The sequence below is a fragment of the Gluconobacter japonicus genome, from assembly GCF_002723975.1.
Classification (GTDB): domain Bacteria; phylum Pseudomonadota; class Alphaproteobacteria; order Acetobacterales; family Acetobacteraceae; genus Gluconobacter; species Gluconobacter japonicus.
Genome location: NZ_BEWO01000007.1, coordinates 135,868 through 157,798, shown reverse-complemented (window position 1 = coordinate 157,798; position 21,931 = coordinate 135,868). Strand labels below are relative to the sequence as shown.

Sequence of the window (21,931 nt, the reverse complement as noted above, 5' to 3'; positions counted from 1 at the left end):
GATCCATGACACCACAGACCCTGACAATCGGGGAACTGGCCAAAGCAAGCGCCACCACGCCCCGAACCCTTCGACATTTTGAATCGATGGGGCTTATCAGACCCATTCGAGCAGAAAACGGCAGAAGAGTTTATGATCTTTCCGCCGTAAGCACACTTGCTCAGGTTCTGCTTCTGAAGCGTATGGGCTTCAGTCTTTCAGAAATCAAAGAGATGGAGCGCAGACCCACCGCTCCCGAAGCGATAATCGACGCTCAACTGGCGCTACTTTCAGTACGAAAGACGGCTCTCGAACGGACGATCAACCAACTTCATGCAACACGCCATCTGCTCAAAGAAAACGATATCGGTCATGGTGCCGTTGATCTTGCCGCATTCTGCCTCCTGCTGCGTGAAGGAGAAGCTGCTCTTCAATGGGAAAATACACGACCTATTTTCGAGCAGTACTTCACGCCTTCTGAGCAATGTGAATGGCAACAGCAGATGGATACTCATTTCGGCTGCAAAGACGAAAGGACATTCTATCAGATTCGATGGGTAAAACTGATCGCCCACTGTGAAGACGCCATCGGTCGCAAGGTCGTGCCTTCGAGCCCCGAAGCGCAGAACCTTGTCAAAGAGTGGATGGAGTTGCAGCAACCGCTCCAGGATGCCGTGGGACCGGATCTATGGCGCAAAGCTGCAACCATGTACGAGCAGATGCAAGACTGGCAGACGCCCGAGCGGCAGGCGCCTTTCAGTCCTGAAGTTTATACTTTCATCCGTGAGGCTGCAGCTCAGCGGGTTGTAGCGCCTTGAGAGACGCATCTTCAAAGGCATTCATACGATAAGGACCATCATCCTCAAGCTGAACGCCAACGATATCGGCCTCATGCTTGTGCTTCCAGATGGAAATGATGACAGGGTGGTTTTCAGCGTTGCTCAGACGCAGAATCACCTGTCCCTTTTGTGGCGGCTGTTCACCGCTCGGCCCCCAGCCCGTCGTATGGGACTGAAGCCAAAGGTTGACGTCACTCACTTCCGCGGACGTCAGATCCCGGCTGACAGGAGCCACGATTTTACCCTCCGTGACGGGCGGAAATTTCCATGCGTGGATCAATGGCCAGGCGACAAACCAGACGATACCCACGGGAATGAAAACCAGTGCACAAAAAGCCAGAAGCAGCTTCTGTTCGCGCCTCATGTATTTTCTCCTGCCCAGCTTTTAAGGGCATCCGTAATACGGCTGACTTCATCATCAGTCAGCTCCGGGTGAATAGGGAGCGCAAGCACTCGCGCGCCAAGACCTTCAGAAACAGGCAATGAAGCACCGTCATGATGCTCGCTGTAAGCAGGCTGATGATGCAGTGGCTTGGGGTAATAAACCGCTGTTGGCACGCCTGCCTCTTTCAAATGCGCCTGCAAGGAGTCCCGGGCCACGGCATCCGGGAGCAGAACGCTATATATCGCCCACGCGCTTTCACTTTCCGCGACGCGCGCTGGCGCCTGAATTCCTTCTGGCATGGCAGCGTCATAGGCACTGGCAATAGCGTCCCGGCGCTTCAGTTCATCTTCAAAAGCATCCAGCTTGGCAATCAGAACAGCCGCCTGAAGGGTATCGAGGCGCCCATTGATCCCAATTCGCTCGACTTCGTAACGGGTTTTGCCCTCGCCATGGGTGCGGAGCGACCGGTAAAGCGCAGCCAAGTCAGCATCATCCGTCAGGATCGCGCCGCCATCCCCGTATCCACCCAGCGGCTTGGACGGAAAAAACGAAAGTGTCGTAGCGCGGGCTTCGTGTCCAAGACGACGTCCATGATAGGAGGCCCCAAAAGACTGGGCGCAGTCTGCAATCAGGGTCAGCTCTTCCCGAGCAGCAAACGCCTTCAGTTCATCCCAGGGTGCAGGCTGACCAAACAGGTCGACACCGATGACAGCGCGTGGCTCCAGTTCCTCTCCAGCCCGCACAGCCGCCAGGCGCTCGGCCAAAGAGGTCATGCTGATCTGGAATGTATCTGGCTCAACATCCACAAAAACGGGCGTTGCCCCAAGAAGAAGCACGACTTCCGCAGTCGCCGTGTAGGTAAAGGCAGGCAGGAAGACCGCGTCCCCCGGCCCGATTTCTTCACCCATCAGCACCATCAGAAGCGCATCCGTCCCTGAAGACACGCCAACCGCGTACTTCGCGCCACCGAACGCGGCGAGACGCTGCTCCAGTTCCTCAACTTCTGGCCCCATAACGAAGCGGCAATGCTCGAAAACCGTCTTTACCCGACGGTCGATCGCATCCTTGAGACGGGCCTGCTGTTTCGGAAGATCCAGAAAAGCAATTGGATCAGTCATGCAATCGTCTCCACATCGGGCTGGGAATGGTCTGTTTGAGACGGTGTCTTGCCGTCCCGGTTATGATTAAATTCAGGCACAAGCTGCTGGAAAATCGCCATGATGGCGGGAAGATCTTCCTCTAGACAGGCGGCTTCAAGCGCATCCATGGCCTCAGCCGCCACATCAAAATCGACTGTCCGTGGGGATGCCATACGCAGGCCGGGTGCATCCGTCGGAACGGGTGCCTCGCGGCCGTGGAACAGTTCTTCAAACAGTTTTTCGCCCGGCCGCAGACCTGTAATCTGGATTTCCACATCCGTCTCAGGCCTTAGACCCGCCAAGCGGATCATTTGACAGGCGAGATCCATAATCCGAACCGGATCACCCATATCGAGCACGAAGATGCCACCCTGACGCAGCTTCTGATCCGTCGTGTCTTCACCGGATGCTTCCTGTGTGCCACGAACCGCCGCCTGAAGAACGAGACCAACGGCTTCGGGAATGGTCATGAAATACCGGGTCATGTCTGGATGGGTGACCGTCAGTGGACCACCCTGCTCAAGCTGCCTGCGAAACAGCGGCACAACAGACCCGGTGGACCCCAGAACGTTACCAAACCGAACGGTCACGCAACGCAGTCCACCTTTCCCGGCCCGGGCGCGCATGTCCAACGCCTGACCATAAACCTCGGCACAGCGCTTGCTGGCGCCCATCAGACTGGACGGATTGACGGCCTTGTCCGTTGAAATCATGACCATGGCCTGAGCACCAGAGCGCTCGGCTTCATCAAGCACGATCCGCGTCCCGATCACATTGGTCAGGACACCTTCGATCGGGTTGGATTCGACGATAGGCACATGCTTGAGAGCAGCCGCATGGAAAACGATTGCGGGCCGGTATTGAGTGAAAATTTCAGCAATCCGGCGTCGATCCCGAACATCGGCAACGATCTGATACCGCTTGCCATCGGGATAGCGCTCAGACAGATCGAGATTGATCTGCCACAACGCGTATTCATTGTTCTCAATCAACAGAATGGCTTTTGGGCCAAATGAGGCGATCTGTCGGGCCAGTTCTGAACCGATGCTACCACCAGCCCCTGTCACCGCGACAACCTGCCCAGCAATCAGCCGGCTCATGCCTTGAGAGTTCAATGCAACCTGAGGGCGATTCAGCAGATCCTCAATAGCCACAGGCCGAAGCTCGACACTTTCCGCAGGCTTCAGATCCGTCAGAGACGGCGTTCTCTGAACATCGAGATGATGAAGGCGCGCAACCTCAAGTACCCGGGAAAGCGACGCACCTCGCAAGTCTGATGTGGTGATCACCAGCGTGTCGGGCAGTCGCCCGGCTGCGGCCATTTGATTCAGGATTTCCGGAGTCTCATCAATGGTTCCCAGAATAGGGCAACTGTGAATACGCCTCCCGGCCTGCTGTGTTCCCCCCGTCAGCAGACCGACAACCCGCCGCCCCGCCTCCTGATCGCGTTCCATCGCACGGATAAAAAGATCCGCCTCATGATCCGCGCCGAGCAGGAGAACACGCTCTCGGCCAGCTACCATCAATCGGCGACGAGCGCTCAATCGCCAGATCATGCGGATGGACCCAAGAAATGTCAGCAAGACCAGCGCATGAATGAAGGGGAACGTTGAACTGGGAAGCGGATACCCTGCCAGATGCAGTAACGTTGAGAACAGAACCGCACTCAGCGCCGAGGCACAGGCAATATTGAACAGATCCGAGAGACCGGAAAACCGCCAGTACTGCTGAGCCATACGGAACGGCAACCCACTGACCAGCAGCGTGATTCCGCCCCCTGCGACAAACCACAATGGGTGAAGCCATCCCCCATGGGGATCTGCCAACCAACGGGCGACAGGCGCCGCCAGAGCCGAAACGACTCCGTCCAGCAGGACATTGAGGGCAATACGCCTGGCCTGCACAGTGGTACGACCAGTGCGGCTGACGGAAGAAGACTGGGCCGATAAATGGAGGCCGGATGGAGGTGTGACTGTCACACACACCTTATAGCGTCAAAACACCCGTTCCCATAAAGTCAGTCCATGCCCTTTTCTTTACAATCTCTTCTTTCCGGCGTTGTGGCCCCCGACCTCCTGGCCCCGCTTCTCTGCCTGGTGCTTATTGCGCTTATGATTCGCGCCGGGGTGATGGATCATCCTGTCCATCGAAGCTCTCATACTCGCCCGATTCCCAAAGGCGGCGGTATCGGGATCATTGGAGCCTTTCTGCTCTGTCTTGCTCCAGCCCTTTACCTGACTCACCAGCCGTTTTTCACAGGACCTATCTTTGGATTAGCAAGTGGCGTCATTCTGCTGGCAGCCGTTTCCTGGCTGGATGACCTCTATTCTTTTCCTGCGCGTTATAAGCTGGCGGCGCAATTCATTGCGGCAGCATTGGCAGCATTCGGAAGCGGCGCGTCACTTCCCATGACGGGCCTGTTCATTCTCGGCGCGGTATTCATAACAAATGCGCTGAATTTCATTGATGGAATCAACGGTCTGGCATCCGGCGTCATGGCCTTAGCCGCGCTGTTTCTGGCAGCATCTGGAATTCAGCCAGTCATTTTCGTTTTATACGCGATCTGCCTGCTGGCATTTCTTCCCTGCAATTTTCCCAAAGCGCGAATTTTCATGGGGGACGTTGGCAGCCAGTCTGGCGCTTTGATTATTGCTTGGGGTGCCATGCAGCCTCATCGCCTCGCAGGGCTGCTGACACTGGCACTTCTCTCTGGCGTTTTGTGGGATGTGCTGTTCACTTTAGCCCGCCGCGCTCGTGCCGGAGACCGACTGGCACAGGCTCATCGGGGTCATCTTTACCAGCTGGCAGTCCGATCCGGGATGCCGATGCCACTGGTCACAATGATTTACTGGGGATTTGTATTGTGGGGAGCGCTGGCCTGTGCAGCGACGCAGCCTTGGGAAACAGTGCTGCTTGTTCTTCTGCCCCAGCTTTGCTGGACAGGATATATCTGCACGCGTGCCAAAGCCCGCGTGCAGGATCGCTGGTAATTAGCCAGCGCGGCGTGTGATACGCTCGACAGAAGCAGAAGCGCGTTCTGCACGTGCAGGGCGCGTGCCGGATGCTTCAGCCATGACGGCGCGCATTTCACGCAGGAAGGACGATCCCTTCAGCGTGCGCTGAACCAGCACGGAGCGACGGTCCAGAGGATCGACTTTACGACGAGCCAGATCGAGTTCGCCCAGACGGTCCAGAGCGCGTGTGATAGCAGGCTTGGACACCTTCAGTTCCGCTGCCAGGCCACGAACGGTGTGAGCACCGTCACGCAGATAGCAGGTCAGGAACACGGCAAGCTGGCGGGCAGACAGATCCGGACCGTCACGGCGCACCATGGAAACGACGGTGTCGCACAGAAGGTGAAGCATCTGGTCGTTGTTAGCCTGAGGCATTTCTCTCTCCTTACGGTCTGCCCCCCTGTTACCCAATCAGGCAACAGGGAAAAGAACTGTCGAGCCATTCAGACCCGACGGGGTTGTGTATATCGCTCACCCCCGCATGGGTTTGAGCTCTGGTCTTCTACATCTGGTGTTTTGAAACGCATTCGCAAGTATGCGGGTTTCAAAACGATTTATGCTGCGGATAGCAGCTTTCGAACATGGAAGGCCGTATGCCCTATCAGACGCAGATTTACACCCCATAGTTTTAAGACAATCATATTACGGTTCGTTAAGGATCGTCCCGTAGTCTGGTTGTTCACTTCACGAAGACCTGCCCAGTCTTGCAATCATTTTAAGAAGCGCACGAAGCGCGAGGGTCTCTCCCCCCTCCGGACGACCTGGTGAACTCGCATCATTCCAGGCGTAAGTGTCTATATGGAGCCACTTTTGTCCGTCCGGAACAAACCGCTGAAGGTAGAGAGCGGCCGTAATCGCCCCTGCCATTGGTTTTGACGTTATATTTCCGAGATCGGCTATTTTACTATCAAGCCATGCGTCATAGCCATGCCAGAGTGGCAATCTCCACAAAGCATCCGCAGTATCCAGACCCGATTCGAGCAGTAATTGAGCGAGTTCATCACTGTTGCTGAACACCGCCGGAAGGTCGGGGCCGAGAGCTACGCGCGCAGCGCCGGTCAGGGTTGCAGCATCCACAATGTAATCCGGAGCACTTTCAGAGGCTTCCGTTATCAGATCACACAACACCAGACGCCCTTCTGCATCTGTGTTCCCGATCTCCACAAACTTTCCACTGCGCGTCTTCAGAACATCCCCCGGACGCATGGCATGACCGGACACACTGTTCTCAACGCAGCCCAGTCGAAGCTCCAGATCAATATCGAGCTTCAGGTCGATTGCCGCGCACATGACAGCCAGCATCAGAGCCGCACCGCCCATATCCTTTTTCATGCGCAGCATTCCAGCCGCAGGCTTCAAGTCATACCCGCCCGTATCAAAGCAGACGCCTTTCCCAACCAGTGACAAACGCGGCGCACCTTCCCGAGCCTTCCAGCGGGCCACGACAACAGCAGGCTTGCGCTCAGATCCCTCGCCGACTTCAGCCAGACAAGGGTAAGCCGCCTTCAAATCATCGCCCTCGACAATGCGCACTTCAGCGCCTCGCCCGTCCAGAGCTCGGTAGGCAGACTGGGCCAGATCTCTAGGACCAAGAAGATTGGCAGGCGTGTTGATAAGGTCACGACCGAACCAGATGGCCTTCGCAATGGCACTTGCTGTCGCAACGGTATCAGGAACCACCATGCGGGTCGCAGCGTCCTGATCCTGACCCACACGATAGCGATATGCCCCCATCGCGAACCCTAGGAGCGCGGTCTCCTGAACGCCGCCTTCAACCCCATGCAGGACAGCAAGCCAGTCACCGGCGGGGAGAACTGTTCCCAGCAGAGCGAAAGCCGTCGGATCATTCAGTCGTCCCTCATCTACACAGAGTAACGCCGCACCCGCTCCGTTCTCACTCGGCAGCAGCGTGAATGCACCGTCACGGGACGCAAAGCCTTGCGCCTTCAGAAAAGCACCATGCTCTCCCAGCAGACGATCAACCGTTTCCGTGTCCTGAGAGCGCACCAGATGGATCGTCTGGGGTGTTGGAGCATCAGAAACAGATACGAAAGGGAGTTGAATATGGAAACTCATGAACCTCTTTCCTGAAAAGTGTCGAACCTTAAGGCCCGAACGCTTGCTTTTGTTCCGCAGGCACCCGACCATTCAGACATGAAGGGTGCTCACCGCGGTAACCATTCCGCTCATCATATCATGCCGGCAAGCGTCCGTGCGGCGCTGGGTCCAACCAATACCGGCAAGACGCATTATGCCCTCACGCGCATGATGGCTCATTCCTCCGGCATCATCGGCTTTCCGCTGCGCCTGCTGGCGCGCGAAAACTATGAGCGGCTGGTGAAAGCCAAGGGAGAGCGGTCCGTCGCCCTTATTACCGGGGAGGAGAAAATCGTTCCTCCCGGGGCACGCTGGTTCGCCTGTACGGTGGAAGCCATGCCGCTGGACCGAAAGGCCGAGTTCGTCGCCGTCGATGAAATCCAGCTCGCATCCGACCCGGACCGTGGACATATCTTCACGGACCGACTCCTGCACGCCCGCGGCACGGTAGAAACACTCTTTCTCGGTGCTGAAACCATTCGCCCCCTTCTTCAGAAGCTGGTTCCGGGCATCGAGATCGACACGCGGACGCGCCTGTCCAGCCTGGTCAGCACCGGCCCTACCAAGCTGTCACGTCTGCCGCCCCGCTCCGCGATCGTCGCGTTCTCCATGGCTGAGGTTTATGCGCTGGCGGAAGTTATTCGCCGCCGCCGGGGCGGATGTGCCGTCATCATGGGGCAGCTGAGCCCCCGCACCCGCAACGCACAGGTCGAACTCTACCAAAACCGGGAAGTCGATTACCTCGTCGCCACCGATGCGATCGGCATGGGGCTGAACATGGATGTGGACCATGTTGCCCTCGCCCAACTCTCAAAATTCGACGGTACTTCCCCGCGTCCATTATTTCCCCAAGAGATCGCACAGATCGCCGGGCGTGCTGGCCGTGGCATGAAGGACGGCACCTTTGGCACCACGGCGGACTGCCCACCCATGTCTGCCGCCACCATCGAAGCCGTGGAGCAGCATCGCTTCGATCCGATCCAAAGACTCTACTGGCGAAACCACGAGTTGGATTTCACCAACCCGCGCGCCCTCCTCGCCAGCCTGACCGTCGCGCCGCCGTTTCGTGGCCTGACCGCAGGCCGGGTGGCATCTGACGTTACAACTCTCGAATCCCTCGTCCTTGATCCCGAGATCCGGGAGGTCGCAAAAGGACGTCGCGCCACATCCCTGCTCTGGGAAGTGTGCCAGATCCCCGATTTCCGGAAACTCGGGGACGACAGTCACACCCGACTCTGCGCGCGCCTTTTCCTGCATATCCTCAAGGAAGGCGCCGTCCCGGCCAACTGGATGGAAGGCCACATCAAGGGCTTTGCACGCGTTGACGGGGACATCGACACCCTGATGCACCGCCTGACCGGCGTGCGCGTCTGCTCCTACGTTGCCGCCAGAACGGAGTGGAGCCGTCACTCCGCCACATGGCAGGAACGGGCCCGCGAAGTGGAAGACCTTCTCTCCGACGCCCTTCACGAGCGTCTGACGGCACGCTTCGTGGACAGGCGGGCAACATCCCTGCTTCGCCGCCTTGATGCAGAGACAGATCGGAACATTCTTTCTGCCGTCACAACGGATGGCGATGTGATCGTTGAAGGCCACAGCATCGGAAAAATCCGGGGCTTTGCGTTGCAAGCCGATACAACAGGCGGCCCCGATCACCAGATTATCATGCGCGCAGGCCGGAAGGCTCTGCTTCAGGAAATCCCCCGCCGGGTCCGCCTGTTTCAGGAGGCACCTGACAGTGCCCTTTCTCTGGATACTGAAACGGGGCTTCTCTCCTGGGAGGGTATCGCGCTCGGTAAGCTGATTGCTGGAAAAACATTCCTACAACCGGCCGTACGCCTGTTCTCTGGAGAGTTTGCGGATACCAATCAGCGCAATCAGGTCGAGAACAGGCTGCTCCGTTATGTGCGGACAATGATCGAGCGGGATATGGCCATTCTCTTCAAGGCAGAACAGGCCGTTACGAACCAGCCAGACCTCAGGGGTATCGTTCACCGTCTCCATGAAGACGGCGGCATCACGAGCCTTCTGCCTCCTGACAGAATGTTGCCACAACAAGCCAAACGGTCCCTGCGCAAGATCGGCGTAGAAGTCGGCCGCTTTGCCATTTTCTTTCCCGCCCTTCTGCGTCCTCGTCCCCTTGGTCTCATGACGCTTCTGACCCAGCTTCGTCTTGGCGAGTCTCTCACCATTCCTGCTCCCGGTAGGGTCTCGCTTCCCTGGGACCTTGTCGCAGGCGTGCCGGGCTGGCTTCAGGCTGGGCAGACCGGGATCAGGCTTGATATTGCAGAACGCAGCGTAGCTGAACTGGAGCATCTGACCCGTAAGCAGGATCACCCTGCTCCCGCGGGTCTGGCCTCACGGTTCGGTGTAAAAACAGACATGGTTCCGGGAATTCTGACGGCTCTCGGGATTGCTCACCGCCCCCCATCGGCTGCCAGCCCTTCTCACGCAGGACCACCCGCTCCTCTCATGCTCCTTTTCGATCGACGCACACGTGCGGGCCGCAGGAGGCCTAAAGCTTCGGGTCAACGCACCAGCCGACCGACTGCTGTCCGACAGGATAGTCCTTTTGCCGCTCTCGCTATTTTAAGAGAATGATCTACCCCATGAGTGATGACTATCAGCGCCTGGACCAGTGGCTCTATTATGCCCGGCTCGCCAAAACGCGCCCTCTTTGCGCAGCGATCGTCAGTAAGGGGCGTATTCGCGTAAACCGGCAACCAACCAGCAAGCCTCATGCCAAACTTCGTGTGGGAGATGTGCTGACGCTTCCCCCCGCGAGCCCTGGTGAAGACGTGCGGGTCTGGCGTATTCTGGACCTTGGGGAACGTCGCGGCCCCGCGAAAGAAGCATCCCTGCTATACGAGATCATTAAAGAAGAGCCTAAGAAGCTTGCTTCCTAGGCCAATCCTTCGCATATCATCCCGCACAATTGAAAAATGGGCCACACAGCCGGGCCCGAATGAGGATCGGAGACACCAATGAGCTATGTGGTCACGGAAAACTGCATCAAGTGCAAGTTCATGGACTGCGTGGAAGTTTGCCCCGTAGACTGCTTCTATGCCGGAGAGAATTTCCTCGTCATCAACCCGGACGAATGCATTGACTGCGGCGTGTGCGAACCTGAGTGCCCGGCTGAAGCAATTTTTCCAGACAGCGACAACCGCGCCACCCCATGGATTGAGATCAACTCCAAATTCGCAGCCCAGTGGCCGAACATTACCCGCAAGGGTGAACAGCCGGCCGATGCGGAAGAATGGAAAGACAAGCCCGGCAAGGCAGCCATGCTTTCTGAGGCACCTCACAAGGACTGAACCCTCCTCTCACCGGAAGGCTCAAAGCCCGGCACACTGTGCCGGGCTTTTTTTATGAGATCCCTCAGACACGTCTGACCAGCCGCCTGAAATCTGCCCCCTGTTCTTGGGCTGAACAGCGGATTCATCACAAGACAGGCAGGCACAAAAAAACCGGCAGGATTTCTCCTGCCGGTTTTTTTAGCTTTGATCCGTAAAGGATCTTAGCGGGACATCATGTTGATGGCCGTGTCATGCATGATGAACAGCGTACCACCGATAATGATGACCACTGATGCTGCTGCGAAGATGAAGCACATCAGGTTCCAGCTCTGCTCGCGGCTGGTGTTCAGGTGCAGGAAGAACACCAGATGCACAACGATCTGAACGACCGCCAGCACACCAAGAGCGGCCAGTGCCATCCCGGGAGCAAGTGCGTGGGTCATGACTGCTGCGAAAGACGCAACAGTCAGAACGACCGCAAGAACGAACCCGATGATGTAGGACTGATAGGAGCCGTGGCTACCATCGTGGGTTGTATGTGCCTGGGCCATTACATCACACCTGCGAGATAGACGAAGGAGAAAACACAGATCCAGACGATGTCCAGAAAGTGCCAGAACAGGCTGAGGCAGGTCAGCTTGTCCATCATCCGCTGGGACAGATCCTGCGGGCCCATCATCTGGACCATCAGAACTGCCATCCAGATCAGACCACAGGTGACGTGCAGACCGTGCGTTCCAACCAGCGTAAAGAACGCGGAAAGGAATGCAGAACGGTCAGGACCGTTACCTTCAGCGATCATGTGTGAGAACTCGCTCACTTCAAGACCAACGAAGGACAGACCCAGCACGAACGTGATGGCCAGCCAGACCAGCACCATGGTCTTGTTCTTTGCCATCGCATTGATCGAGGCAAAGCCATAGGTGATGGACGAGAACAGCAGGATTGCCGTTTCGATCCCCACATTCGTCAGGTCGAACAGTTCCTTGCCCGAAGGCCCCCCGGCAAACTGGTTCCGGAGGACTGCGAACGCAGCAAAGATCGAACCGAACAGAATGCAGTCCGTCATCAGGTAGAGCCAGAAGCCGAAAACATTCGGCGTCTCGTGATGATGATCGTGACCGTGGTCGTCAGCGTGTGCCAAAGGCGACATGGTTGCTTCGTGAGCCATTAACTATGCCCCCCCTTACTCTGCTGCCTGCGCAGCGGCGATACGACGGGAATAAATTTCCTCGTTGTGCTCGATTTCGCTGACAGGGACGTAGTAATCGACATCGCGGTTTGCACTGCGCATGATCATCGTAACGGCAATACCGATCAGGCCAAGACCTGCCATCCACCAGATGTACCAGATGGCACCAAAGCCGAGGATGAACGAGAATGCACCGATGATGGCACCCGCAGCCGTATTCTTCGGCATGTGGATCGGAGCCAGCGGCTTGTTATGTGCACGACGGCCAAGCTGCTTTTCGGTGTGGAACGTGTCCAGACCATGGATGTCCGGGATCACTGCGAAGTTATAAGCCGGGGGCGGAGAGGAAATGGACCACTCCAGCGTACGGCCACCCCACGGATCGCCCGTCAGATCCAGGTTTTCCGGCAGGTTACGATCGCGGATAGAGACGTAAAGCTGCGTGAGCTGGCAGACGATACCCAGAGCGATCACGATCGCACCAGCTTCTGCAACCAGCATCCACGGATACCAGTCCGGGTTGTTATAGTGGTTCATACGACGCGTCATGCCCTCGAGGCCGAGGATGTAGAGCGGAACAAAGGCCAGATAGAAGCCAATAAACCAGCACCAGAACGCGCGCTTACCCCAGGCTTCATTCAGCTTGAAACCGAAAGCTTTCGGGAACCAGAAGCCCATACCTGCAATGTAACCAAAGTACACACCGCCGATGATGACGTTATGGAAGTGGGCGATCAGGAACAGGGAGTTGTGAAGGATCCAGTCAGCAGCCGGCATAGCCAGCATGACACCTGTCATACCACCGATGGAGAAGGTGATCATGAAGCCGATCGTCCAGTACATCGGAGCCGTGAATTCAACACGCCCCTTATACATGGTGAACAGCCAGTTGAAGATCTTCACGCCAGTCGGGACTGCAATGACCATCGTCATGATACCGAAGAAGGTATTGACGTTGGCGCCTGCGCCCATGGTGAAGAAGTGATGCACCCACACGACGAACGACAGCACCATAATGGAGCACGTAGCGTAAACCATCGTGTTGTAGCCGAAGAGCGGCTTGCGGGAGAAAGTTGAGGTAACTTCAGAGAACACGCCGAAAGCCGGGATGACCAGAATGTAAACTTCCGGATGGCCCCAGGTCCAGATCATGCTCAGATACAGCATGACGTTACCGCCGGCATCGTTCGTGAAGAAGTGCATGCCAAGGTAACGGTCGAGGCTGAGCAGAGCCAGCGTCACGGTCAGAACCGGGAACGAAGCCATGATCAGAACGGTCGTGCAGAACGCAGTCCAGGTAAAGACCGGCATCTGCATCCAGCCCATGCCAGGAGCGCGCATCTTCACGATGGTCGTGAAGAAGTTCACACCCGTCAGAAGCGTACCAACACCGGAGATCTGAACGGCCCAGATGTAGTAATCAACGCCAACGCCCGGGCTGAACTGCATTTCGGACAGTGGCGGGTAAACCAGCCAGCCGCACTGAGCAAACTCACCGATGAACAGCGAGATATTGATCAGAAGGGCGCCGACCAGCGTCATGTAGAAGCTGAGCGAGTTCAGAAACGGGAACGCAACGTCGCGCGCACCGATCTGGAGAGGCACCACCAGGTTGAGCAGCCCCGTCATGAACGCCATGGCCATGAAGAAAATCATGATCGTGCCGTGAGCGGAGAAGATCTGGTCGTAGTGGTGTGGCGGAAGGTAACCGGGGTTACCGGCATAGGCCAGCGCAAGCTGGGTACGCATCATGATGGCGTCCGCGAAACCACGGAACAGCATGACAATTGCCAGGATGATATACATCACGGCAAGACGCTTGTGATCGACTGTCGTCAACCATTCGCGCCATAGGTAACCCCACTTACCGAAATAAGTAACGGCACCCAGCACGGCAAGGCCGATGACAGCCACAGCCAGAAATGTACCGACCAGGATCGGCACATCAAAGGGTATGGCTGAAAGGGAGAGTTTTCCGAGCATCTGTCGGTTATTCCTTCATGCCAGTGTCGGACGGTGCAGCGCTGGAAGCGGACTGCATATGCATGACCTTGCCCGTCGTCTTCTCAACCATCATGCCATTGTTGTACTTGGCGACGATGCCGTCGAAGAGGTCTGGCTGGACATGCGCGAAATACTGCACCGGCGCAGCTTCCTGCGGGGCGGCATATTTCGGATAGGTCGTGTCATCGAGGTTTTCGCTGCCGCTCTTCACCTTCTCAACCCAGGCGCTGAATTCTTCAGGTGCCATGGCAAGGGTACGGAACTTCATGTCAGAGAAACCGCGACCACTGAACTGGGAGGCTTCACCCAGATAATCACCGGACTCAGCTGCAAGAAGATGCAGCTGCGTCTGCTGACCCGGCATGGAGTAGATCATCGATCCCAGACGCGGGATGAAGAACGACGTCATGACAGTGTCAGAAGTGATCTGGAAGTTCAGCGGCGTATTCGTCGGAACATCCAGCTGGTTGATCGTCGCGATCCCCAGATCCGGATAGATGAACAGCCATTTCCAGTCGAGAGAGACCACCTGAACATTCAGTGGCTTGACGTTGTCAGCCGTCTGAAGGGGGCGGTACGGGTCGTAGGCGTGGGTGCTGTACCAGCTGATTGCGCCGAGAGCGACGATGATCAGGGTCGGAATACCCCACACAAACCATTCGATTTTCGTTGAGTGATCCCAGGTCGGCAGATATTCGGCCTGGGTATTGGAAGCACGATACTTCCAAGCAAAGTAAAGCGTTGCGATACAGGTCGGAACCACAATCGCCATCATGATGGCAAATTCAGCCACCATGACGTCGCGGTTCATTTCTGCAATCGGACCGCGCGGCTGAAGCAGATCAACCGTGCAACCCGATAGCATCAGCGCCGGCAACGCTGGGAGATATCGCCAGAGTTTTTTCATCGGTCCTGCTTTCATCATCCGTTCCGGCATGGAGTATTCGCCGGGAAACGGTTTGACACGATAAGGGCCGCATCAGAGCTGCCGAACGCTGCCATAGTCTGCTGCCTTTCTCGTTCGTATCCTGACGTCAGGAACCGGATCAAAGATCCGATCCTGAAATTCATTCAGCATGGGACACGACTGTCCCGGTTCCTCAGGTTTTTTCTGCCTGAATCGACCGGAAGACAAGGCTTATCACGGATTTCGTGAGGAATAGGGCATATCCCCGGCAACCCTATAAATGGCTGTTTTTCGCCACATTTGATCTAATTACGACTTTTATTAAGTCTGAAAATTACAGTTTTTTAATGTAAACCAATTCGAATAAGTCGAAAATAATTCAAGACCTTTTTAGTCCAAAAACAAGAAAGGGAGCGACATTGACTGCCACTCCCCCAGAAACATCAAAAATAGTTGAAAGGTAATATCAGTCGCTATTACTGGAACGGACGCCTGTGAACTGAATAAGAAACTGAAACAGGTTCACGAAATTGAGATACATGGAAAGCGCATCGTAAATACTAAGCTTTCCAATATCATCCTGCGACGCAAAAGACATATATTGCTGGTAGTTAATCTTGATGCGCTGCGTATCATAGGCTGCGAGGCCAGTAAAAAGAGCCACACCGATTAGAGAAACAAGCATAGCCAGCGGTGCGCTATGCAGGAAGATGTTCACAACCATCGCAATCATGATGCCAATCAGGCCCATGAACAGGAAGGAACCGAGTCGAAGAAGGTTCGCTCCTGTCGTGTATCCCCACAGCGCCATTCCGCCGAACATGACAGCACTGATAAAGAACGTTCTGGCCACCGAAACGCCCGTATAGCTCAACAGCAGGCTGGACATGCTTGCGCCCATCGCTGCGCTGAACAGCAGGAAGATCGCCTGAACAGCAGACCGTGAAAGGCGATTGATCCCGAAGGACAGCACCATCACGAAAGCCAGGGGGGCAAAAATTGCGACACCACCAAGAAAGGTCGGCCGCAGAACGAATGCGCCATTAGGCGTTTCTGCCAGATGGAAGAAAAGCGCCCGCAAAGATGTTTCTGCGACGCCATAAGCAACAAGCCCCGTTACGACGAGGCCGATCGCCATCCAGTTGAAGACGCGGCACATATAGGAACGAAGACCGGCATCAAGATTGCCGACCCCTGCCTGCGTACCGACCCTGCCGAAATTGGAATTGAAAGCCATGATACCTTTTCCAGTAAAAGGCCCTTTCAAAAAGGGCGCTTGACGAACCTTGCAAGCTCGCCCGTACTTTCCCTGAATGTGGGGCTTTTCACTGCACGGTCAAGAAGACCCTTCATATCTGTGTTCTATTTGTCCGGGAAACGAGCCTCTTGAGACTTTTTGTCGCACTCGACCTCTCCCCCGCCCAGCGCGAAGCGCTCGCTCTTCTCAGAGGATCATTGCCTGGTGTGCAGTGGGTTCCGTCCGAGAACTATCATTTAACCTTGCGCTTTATCGGCGAAATTACAGATCGCTATGTCATGGACGAGATTGATCTCGCCCTTTCCAGGCTGGCCTGGAAACCGTTTGACGTCTCATTTCAAGGAGCAGATCTCCGGGAAGGAATGACGGCTGACAGCCTGGTCATCGGTATCGAACGATCTGAAGCTCTAAATACACTTCAGACGCAGGTTGAAAGCGTTCTTCGCAAGGCAGGCTGCCCGCCGGCCAAGCGACGCTTTCAACCTCACATAACCCTCGGCCACCTCGCGACGACACAACGTGCCGATGCGGCTCGATGGGTTCAAAGACATAATCTTTTCAGAAGTGAGCCAATGCCCGTTCACCACGTTACACTTTTTGAAAGTCTGCGTGGGTACGATCAGCATGTCTATGTTGCCCGCGCCGAATATGCCTGGCACCCCGACATGCCACTTCTTCCTGAGGATGAATGATTTCCAATCCCACTACACAAGACCGATTGACTGCTCTGGTTCAGGAGGTCCGTGCCTGCCGCATCTGCGAAAATCATCTTCCGCTCGGCGCGAGACCTCTTATCCATGTCTCTGCAACATCGCGACTGCTGATCGCCAGTCAGGCGCCGGGGACGAAGGCCCATTTCAAGAATACGTCTTTCATGGACCCGTCAGGCGTTCGGCTGAGACAGTGGCTTGGCCTGACGGAAGATGTCTTTTACGACACACGGGACGTTGCCATTCTCCCAATGGGCCTTTGCTACCCCGGACGCCTCCCCAAAGGCGGGGATTGCCCGCCACGCCCGGAATGTGCGCCAATCTGGCGAAATCGGGTCCTCTCCCTAATGCCAGCTTTGCAACTTACCCTTTTGGTCGGCAGCTACTCACAACATCATGTTTTAGGAAAAGGCTCGGTCACAGAACGGGTCAGGAATTTTCGGGATTATCTACCCAACAATTACTTTCCCCTGCCCCATCCCTCATGGAGAACAGGGGTATGGGAAAAGAAAGCACCCTGGTTTCAGGAAGAGGTCATTCCTGCCCTTCGCGAAAAGGTGCAGACCATTTTGGCTCTCAGTGATGAGCAAGCCGTAGGGTATCGACCAGAAAACCCTGGACACCGGAAATCAGGATCTGGATGCCGATAGCCAGAAGGATAAGCGCCGCCAGACGGCTGACAATCCGCGCGCCTGTCACGCCTAGCATGGAAACAATGCGTTCCGCGTAGGCGTAAGCTACGGCGACAACAATGCCCATAGCTGTTGCGGCCGCAGAGACACCCATAAAATAATCCGGCACCGGCATATGCGGCGGGCAGGACGAACTCAGGGCAATCGCGACTGAAATACTTCCCGGCCCCACCGTAAAGGGCATGGCCAACGGGAAGAACGCACGCTCTTTCAAATCAGGCGCAGCGACAGTCCGGCCACCCTGCAAAGCCTGCTTCTCTTTACGGGCCTCACTTGTTTCCGGCTGCTGCAACATGACCCAGGCACGAGAGGCCACCACCAGCCCACCCGTTATCCGCAGCGCGTTCATGCTGATGCCGAAAAAGCTGAGAATCCAGCTTCCGAACCAGATGGAGACAAGAAGGATCGCAAGCGAGTTAAGAGCCACAAGCCGCGCTAGCTCGATGACTTCTTTCCGCGTCCGACCTTGTGTGGCCTGAGCAAAAATCAAAGAGGCGCCAAGCGGATTGATGATCGAGAACAGTGCCGGAAAAGCAATCAACCAACTGTTGACCGCATTACCCAGACTTGGCGGCAGGCTCATGAACTTACGGTGCCTGAAGCCGCTTCAGGACGTCCTGCCGACCGCTTCTTGCGAGCCTGCCGTTCTTCTCCACTCAGAAACGCCCGGATCATGCGATAATCCTCAGAAAAACAGCAGATGGTTCCAGCCTTCCCATCCGGGCAAACTGTCAATCCAAGATCATTATAGACGGCCATGAGAGACTGACCAACACGGACAAACGCAAGTTTACGTCCCTCCTGAAGAGCAAGATCCCGCAATCGCCAGATCGCAGCAATACAGTTCCGCTCCGAACCAGCCGGATCGCCCAGACCAATGATAAACTGGCCCGTACGCAGGAACGGAATAGCCGCACGTCCGGCCTCATCATGCAGCAGACCACTGGGCCGACGACGCCCCAGCTCCTGCAACGCATGCGGAAGGCTGCGATAACGCTGCTCATTTTCTGAGTTCCACGCCTCAAAGCGGATGCGCGTCCGGCGCATTCCAAACCAGAGCGCGAAAAGCCCACACAGCGCAGAAATGGCTAGAAACCAGCGTCCGATCGCTGTGTGTGCGTCGTAAATCATTGAACGCCACCAGATAGGACCGAGATGACGTTGCAACGCTACCCATCCCACACCCAGCAAGCCCAGTGCCCAAAGCGACACCGGGGCCAGCATGGCGGGCGTCAAAGGCGCGACCAGGATCTGCGCGCGACGATAATAGCAGTTCCGAAACGGCGCGATCAGCAGCATTACCAGCCCAAGTGCAACCGGTGCCTCCCATGGTGCATGGCGCAGCACCAGCAGAACAACGGACGCCCCCAAAACACCAAGCGACACTTTCCATGCCAGTGCCACGCGCTGAGACAGTCCCAGCGCCAAACCGACCAAAGCCACACCGCTGACAGTCAGAAAAAGATCCGCAATCTGGGACACTGCAGCGCCCAATGAGGTGCGCAGGGCCGGCAATTCAGCTGCCAGAGCATAGAGAACCAGAAGAATACCTGCGACAGCCTGAACGCTTGTCGCAACAGTGACAGAGAAATCCGCTTCAGACTCCCGCACCACCTGGCTCGGCCGGATACGACGTGGCGCCTGCCCGGCCGACATAAGGGCCTGTTCGCCACGCAGAAACAATTCATGTCCTGCAAACATCAAGCCCGCCAGAACAAGCGGAATGATGTAATAAAAAAGACGGAACACCAGAATGGCGCTCATGATTTCCGGAACCGGAAGGTAAGGGCGCAGCGCCAGCAACATGGCACTGTCGAAAACGCCTAACCCACCGGGCACACTGGCAATCAAGCCAGCCGTGTAAGACGCAATATAAATGGCCAGGAATGTACCAAAACCAAAATGCGCTTCCGGTGGTAGTGGAGGCAGAACGCCATATGCAATCAAGGCTGTTGCCGCCATATCGGCGGCACTGACAGCAATCTGGGAAATCGCAATACCAGTCCGTGGAATTTCAATCGTGTAGCGCCAGATCCTGACATGACGACGCACACGGGACAGCACGACATACGCAGCCAAGACGCCCCATAGCCCTAGTCCCGCAAGTCTCAAAAGAAAGGACGGCAGATGAGACAGTACAGGAATCGCATGTGGCTCCAAGGTCAGAATACCTCCGACCAGAGCCATGGTTCCGAGCAGATACGTTGCCGAACAGAACGCAATAATCTGAGCAATATCGCCCGGCGCGACCCCCCAGCTGCGATAAAGCCTGAACCTGACAGCTGCGCCGGAAATCGCAGCACATCCAAGATTGTGAGACAGGACATAAGAACAGAACGCAGCAAAGGCAGAGCGCTGGAAAGACACCTTCGCACGCACATGCAGACAGGCCAGCCGGTCGTAAAACGACAGGATGAAATACGACAGAACTGTCGCACCTGCCCCCGCGATCAAAGCGCCTGAGGGAATATCCCCCAAACTTCTGAGAATGTCATGCAGGGAGAGATGACGCAGTTCACGCCAGATCACCACGACAGCCGCCACCAGAAGCACGAGCCCGACAACAGCGGGGGCACGCGTCAGCAGAAGTTGCCAGCGGCTTTTAACGCATCCGCTCTCACCCTCTTCTTCGAGAGCGAGAGCGTCATCCTGCCAGTCGTCTTCCCTGTGAGGGCACATCGGCGTCAGGCCTGAATGGCCCCGGTTACCGGACGGGCCAGCGCGCCCCGGATCAGGGCAACTGTCTCCGGCAAACCGAAGAGCGATGCAAAAATTCCGAAGCGTGGCCCCTCGCTCTGCCCCAACAGAACCTCGTAGAGGCATCCAAACCATGAGCGCAATTCAGACTTCTCAAAGTAGCGCTTGCCCACTTCGAAAACCACATCCTGCACTTCAAGCGGCGGTGTCTGAGCCGGAAGTTTTTCCAGTTCTGTTGCCAGATCCTCAAGACCCTTGCGCTCTCTCTCAGACGGATCGCGATAGGTCTTGTTCGGGTAAACCTGCTCCTGGAAATAGGTCAGAGCGCAACGAACCAGCTTGTCCACATACGGATGCGTTTCTGGAGACAGCGTCTCGTCATAGCGGCGGAGGAACTTCCAGAGTGTTTCTGGATTGTCCGCATTTGCGACGTTCGCAAGGTTGAGAAGTGCCGTATAAGATACGGGACTGGTCTCTTCCTGTCGTACTGTTCCACCGTGAATGAACCAGACCGGATTAGCCATCAGATCCACTGGTTCCTGCGTTTCAGCTTTCTGAACCAGTGTCAGATAGTCATCCGTCGCGCGCGGAATCACGTCAAAAAACAGACGTTTTGCGCGAGCAGGCTGCTGGAACATGTACTGCGCAAGGCTTTCCGGCGTGCCATAACGCAGCCATTCCTCGACAGACAGACCATTCCCCTTGGACTTGCTGATCTTCTGTCCCTGGGCATCAAGGAACAACTCGTAGGTCAGCCCGGCAGGCGGCTCCTTGCCCAGAATACGGCAGATCTTCGAGGACAGTTTCACACTGTCGATCAAATCCTTGCCGGACATTTCGTAGTCGACACCCAGAGCATACCAGCGCATGGCCCAGTCGGCCTTCCACTGCATCTTGGCATGACCACCCAGAACAGACGTTTCAAACGTCTTCCCAGCGTCGTCTTTCCAGACAACCGTCCCGGCATCCGGATCAACCTTGATGATCGGAACCTGCATCACCTGCCCAGTTTCAGGGTGGATCGGCAGAACCGGGGAATATGTTGCACGGCGCTCAGGCCCAAGCGTCGGAATAATGGTCGCGACGACTTCATCATGCACTTCAAGCATACGACGAAGCGCAGCATCGAATGTGCCACCGGTATAATAATCGGTCGCGGAAGCAAATTCGTAGTCAAAGCCGAAGCTGTCGAGAAACTGGCGCAGACGGGCGTTATTATGGGCGGCAAAGCTTTCGTATTCACCGAACGGATCCGGAATACGGGTCAGCGGCAGGCCAAGATACTTCGCAAGCATCTCCTGCTGAGGCACGTTTGTCGGCACCTTGCGCAGGGCATCCATGTCATCCGAAAACGCCAGAAGACGGGTCGGACGGCCAGTCAGAGCTTCAAAAGCCTGCCGAACCCACGTTGTCCGAGCGACTTCGCCGAACGTGCCGATATGCGGCAGCCCGGATGGCCCATACCCTGTTTCAAGCAGAGCCGGAATTTTCGGATCGCGCTCACCCACATGCGCGGCGATTTTTTTCGCTTCTTCGAATGGCCATGCTTTGGGCAGAGGCGCATCCGGTGCGAGGGACGGAAAGGTTTGTGAACTGGAATTGTGCATGATTACCGGAAAAAGTAGGCAGACACGTATCCCGGGTCAAGCAATACGAGCAGAAGCAGAGTTTCTCGACACGACTCAAATGGTGACGAAATATGTCAAAATCCATTTTTGA

The 21,931-nt window shown here is 56.2% G+C and carries 20 protein-coding genes; 7 read left to right on the top strand and 13 right to left on the bottom strand.

Features of this window, described 5'->3' with window-relative positions; translation table 11 throughout:
• The first annotated feature begins 5 nt into the window (after positions 1–5).
• A complete protein-coding gene (locus GJA01_RS07030; protein WP_062503139.1) occupies positions 6–797 on the top strand; it encodes a MerR family transcriptional regulator in 792 nt (263 codons plus the stop codon).
• On the opposite strand, the gene GJA01_RS07025 is transcribed toward GJA01_RS07030, so the two are convergent.
• Genes GJA01_RS07025 through GJA01_RS07015 form a run of 3 tightly spaced genes read right to left on the bottom strand, consistent with a single transcriptional unit; the run spans position 757 to position 4,321 of the window.
• Positions 757–1,182: a hypothetical protein gene (locus GJA01_RS07025; protein WP_010502859.1), complete on the bottom strand. Its 426-nt coding sequence runs from the start codon at positions 1,180–1,182 to the stop codon at positions 757–759. The two genes, GJA01_RS07030 and GJA01_RS07025, sit on opposite strands and share 41 nt — an antisense overlap.
• On the bottom strand, positions 1,179–2,321 hold the full coding sequence (locus GJA01_RS07020) for a DegT/DnrJ/EryC1/StrS family aminotransferase (RefSeq protein WP_062017640.1): 1,143 nt from the start codon (positions 2,319–2,321) through the stop codon (positions 1,179–1,181). Before GJA01_RS07020 ends, GJA01_RS07025 begins: the two co-directional genes overlap by 4 nt.
• Positions 2,318–4,321: a polysaccharide biosynthesis protein gene (locus tag GJA01_RS07015; RefSeq protein ID WP_062503141.1), complete on the bottom strand. Its 2,004-nt coding sequence runs from the start codon at positions 4,319–4,321 to the stop codon at positions 2,318–2,320. The genes GJA01_RS07020 and GJA01_RS07015 overlap by 4 nt, the downstream gene beginning before the upstream one ends.
• Before the next feature lie 45 nt (positions 4,322–4,366).
• Here GJA01_RS07015 and GJA01_RS07010 point away from each other — a divergent pair, with 45 nt between their 5' ends.
• A complete protein-coding gene (locus tag GJA01_RS07010; protein ID WP_010502854.1) occupies positions 4,367–5,332 on the top strand; it encodes an MraY family glycosyltransferase in 966 nt (321 codons plus the stop codon).
• On the opposite strand, the gene GJA01_RS07005 is transcribed toward GJA01_RS07010, so the two are convergent.
• Positions 5,333–5,731, bottom strand: coding sequence for a MarR family transcriptional regulator (locus GJA01_RS07005; RefSeq protein WP_010502853.1), 399 nt, complete (start codon positions 5,729–5,731; stop codon positions 5,333–5,335). It lies immediately after the preceding gene.
• A 309-nt stretch (positions 5,732–6,040) separates the two neighbouring features.
• The gene (locus GJA01_RS07000; protein ID WP_062503143.1) at positions 6,041–7,432 is read right to left on the bottom strand and encodes a M17 family metallopeptidase; all 1,392 of its coding nucleotides are present in this window, start codon (positions 7,430–7,432) and stop codon (positions 6,041–6,043) included.
• Between the two features lie 18 nt (positions 7,433–7,450).
• On the opposite strand from GJA01_RS07000, the gene GJA01_RS06995 reads away from it, so the two are divergent.
• The 3 genes from GJA01_RS06995 to fdxA all read left to right on the top strand — a co-directional run bounded on the left by GJA01_RS06995 (position 7,451) and on the right by fdxA (position 10,770).
• Positions 7,451–10,054: a helicase-related protein gene (locus GJA01_RS06995; protein ID WP_062503144.1), complete on the top strand. Its 2,604-nt coding sequence runs from the start codon at positions 7,451–7,453 to the stop codon at positions 10,052–10,054.
• An 8-nt stretch (positions 10,055–10,062) separates the two neighbouring features.
• Positions 10,063–10,359, top strand: a complete 297-nt coding sequence (locus GJA01_RS06990) for an RNA-binding S4 domain-containing protein (protein ID WP_062503168.1) — start codon at positions 10,063–10,065, stop codon at positions 10,357–10,359.
• 78 nt (positions 10,360–10,437) lie between these two features.
• Complete coding sequence (gene fdxA, locus GJA01_RS06985; RefSeq protein ID WP_010502849.1) at positions 10,438–10,770, top strand: ferredoxin FdxA; 333 nt, start codon at positions 10,438–10,440, stop codon at positions 10,768–10,770.
• 203 nt (positions 10,771–10,973) lie between these two features.
• Here fdxA and cyoD read toward each other — a convergent pair whose 3' ends face one another.
• The 5 genes from cyoD to GJA01_RS06960 all read right to left on the bottom strand — a co-directional run bounded on the left by cyoD (position 10,974) and on the right by GJA01_RS06960 (position 16,092).
• Complete coding sequence (cyoD, locus tag GJA01_RS06980; protein WP_010502846.1) at positions 10,974–11,303, bottom strand: cytochrome o ubiquinol oxidase subunit IV; 330 nt, start codon at positions 11,301–11,303, stop codon at positions 10,974–10,976.
• Positions 11,303–11,923, bottom strand: coding sequence for a cytochrome o ubiquinol oxidase subunit III (gene cyoC / locus GJA01_RS06975; RefSeq protein ID WP_010502844.1), 621 nt, complete (start codon positions 11,921–11,923; stop codon positions 11,303–11,305). Before cyoC ends, cyoD begins: the two co-directional genes overlap by 1 nt.
• Before the next feature lie 15 nt (positions 11,924–11,938).
• Positions 11,939–13,927: a cytochrome o ubiquinol oxidase subunit I gene (gene cyoB, locus GJA01_RS06970; protein WP_062503146.1), complete on the bottom strand. Its 1,989-nt coding sequence runs from the start codon at positions 13,925–13,927 to the stop codon at positions 11,939–11,941.
• A 7-nt stretch (positions 13,928–13,934) separates the two neighbouring features.
• Positions 13,935–14,873, bottom strand: a complete 939-nt coding sequence (gene cyoA, locus GJA01_RS06965) for a ubiquinol oxidase subunit II (RefSeq protein ID WP_039792271.1) — start codon at positions 14,871–14,873, stop codon at positions 13,935–13,937.
• Between the two features lie 448 nt (positions 14,874–15,321).
• A complete protein-coding gene (locus GJA01_RS06960) occupies positions 15,322–16,092 on the bottom strand; it encodes a Bax inhibitor-1/YccA family protein (protein WP_062503148.1) in 771 nt (256 codons plus the stop codon).
• 149 nt (positions 16,093–16,241) lie between these two features.
• On the opposite strand from GJA01_RS06960, the gene thpR reads away from it, so the two are divergent.
• Together thpR and GJA01_RS06950 are read left to right on the top strand one after the other, a co-directional pair.
• Entirely contained in the window at positions 16,242–16,805 is a 564-nt protein-coding gene (thpR, locus tag GJA01_RS06955; protein ID WP_062503150.1) for an RNA 2',3'-cyclic phosphodiesterase, read from the top strand.
• Positions 16,802–17,473 carry a uracil-DNA glycosylase family protein gene (locus GJA01_RS06950; RefSeq protein ID WP_082785241.1) on the top strand — a complete coding sequence of 224 codons (672 nt, stop codon included), beginning with the start codon at positions 16,802–16,804 and terminating at the stop codon, positions 17,471–17,473. The genes thpR and GJA01_RS06950 overlap by 4 nt, the downstream gene beginning before the upstream one ends.
• Here GJA01_RS06950 and GJA01_RS06945 read toward each other — a convergent pair.
• The 3 genes from GJA01_RS06945 to GJA01_RS06935 are packed head-to-tail and all read right to left on the bottom strand — an operon-like array spanning position 17,400 to position 21,819.
• Positions 17,400–18,098, bottom strand: coding sequence for a MarC family protein (locus GJA01_RS06945; protein WP_010502831.1), 699 nt, complete (start codon positions 18,096–18,098; stop codon positions 17,400–17,402). The two genes, GJA01_RS06950 and GJA01_RS06945, sit on opposite strands and share 74 nt — an antisense overlap.
• Positions 18,095–20,194: a lysylphosphatidylglycerol synthase domain-containing protein gene (locus tag GJA01_RS06940; protein ID WP_062503152.1), complete on the bottom strand. Its 2,100-nt coding sequence runs from the start codon at positions 20,192–20,194 to the stop codon at positions 18,095–18,097. The genes GJA01_RS06945 and GJA01_RS06940 overlap by 4 nt, the downstream gene beginning before the upstream one ends.
• Before the next feature lie 5 nt (positions 20,195–20,199).
• Positions 20,200–21,819 carry a lysine--tRNA ligase gene (locus GJA01_RS06935; protein ID WP_062503154.1) on the bottom strand — a complete coding sequence of 540 codons (1,620 nt, stop codon included), beginning with the start codon at positions 21,817–21,819 and terminating at the stop codon, positions 20,200–20,202.
• Positions 21,820–21,931: the final 112 nt, after the last annotated feature.

What these genes read in the sequence shown, in the direction of transcription:
- GJA01_RS07030 (WP_062503139.1), top strand. Translation starts at nt 6, where the DNA reads ATGACACCACAGACCCTGACAATCGGGGAACTGGCCAAAGCAAGCGCC.
- GJA01_RS07025 (WP_010502859.1), bottom strand. Translation starts at nt 1,182, where the DNA reads ATGAGGCGCGAACAGAAGCTGCTTCTGGCTTTTTGTGCACTGGTTTTC.
- GJA01_RS07020 (WP_062017640.1), bottom strand. Translation starts at nt 2,321, where the DNA reads ATGACTGATCCAATTGCTTTTCTGGATCTTCCGAAACAGCAGGCCCGT.
- GJA01_RS07010 (WP_010502854.1), top strand. Translation starts at nt 4,367, where the DNA reads ATGCCCTTTTCTTTACAATCTCTTCTTTCCGGCGTTGTGGCCCCCGAC.
- GJA01_RS07005 (WP_010502853.1), bottom strand. Translation starts at nt 5,731, where the DNA reads ATGCCTCAGGCTAACAACGACCAGATGCTTCACCTTCTGTGCGACACC.
- GJA01_RS07000 (WP_062503143.1), bottom strand. Translation starts at nt 7,432, where the DNA reads ATGAGTTTCCATATTCAACTCCCTTTCGTATCTGTTTCTGATGCTCCA.
- GJA01_RS06990 (WP_062503168.1), top strand. Translation starts at nt 10,063, where the DNA reads ATGAGTGATGACTATCAGCGCCTGGACCAGTGGCTCTATTATGCCCGG.
- fdxA (WP_010502849.1), top strand. Translation starts at nt 10,438, where the DNA reads ATGAGCTATGTGGTCACGGAAAACTGCATCAAGTGCAAGTTCATGGAC.
- cyoD (WP_010502846.1), bottom strand. Translation starts at nt 11,303, where the DNA reads ATGGCCCAGGCACATACAACCCACGATGGTAGCCACGGCTCCTATCAG.
- cyoC (WP_010502844.1), bottom strand. Translation starts at nt 11,923, where the DNA reads ATGGCTCACGAAGCAACCATGTCGCCTTTGGCACACGCTGACGACCAC.
- cyoB (WP_062503146.1), bottom strand. Translation starts at nt 13,927, where the DNA reads ATGCTCGGAAAACTCTCCCTTTCAGCCATACCCTTTGATGTGCCGATC.
- cyoA (WP_039792271.1), bottom strand. Translation starts at nt 14,873, where the DNA reads ATGATGAAAGCAGGACCGATGAAAAAACTCTGGCGATATCTCCCAGCG.
- GJA01_RS06960 (WP_062503148.1), bottom strand. Translation starts at nt 16,092, where the DNA reads ATGGCTTTCAATTCCAATTTCGGCAGGGTCGGTACGCAGGCAGGGGTC.
- GJA01_RS06950 (WP_082785241.1), top strand. Translation starts at nt 16,802, where the DNA reads ATGATTTCCAATCCCACTACACAAGACCGATTGACTGCTCTGGTTCAG.
- GJA01_RS06945 (WP_010502831.1), bottom strand. Translation starts at nt 18,098, where the DNA reads ATGAGCCTGCCGCCAAGTCTGGGTAATGCGGTCAACAGTTGGTTGATT.
- GJA01_RS06940 (WP_062503152.1), bottom strand. Translation starts at nt 20,194, where the DNA reads ATGTGCCCTCACAGGGAAGACGACTGGCAGGATGACGCTCTCGCTCTC.
- GJA01_RS06935 (WP_062503154.1), bottom strand. Translation starts at nt 21,819, where the DNA reads ATGCACAATTCCAGTTCACAAACCTTTCCGTCCCTCGCACCGGATGCG.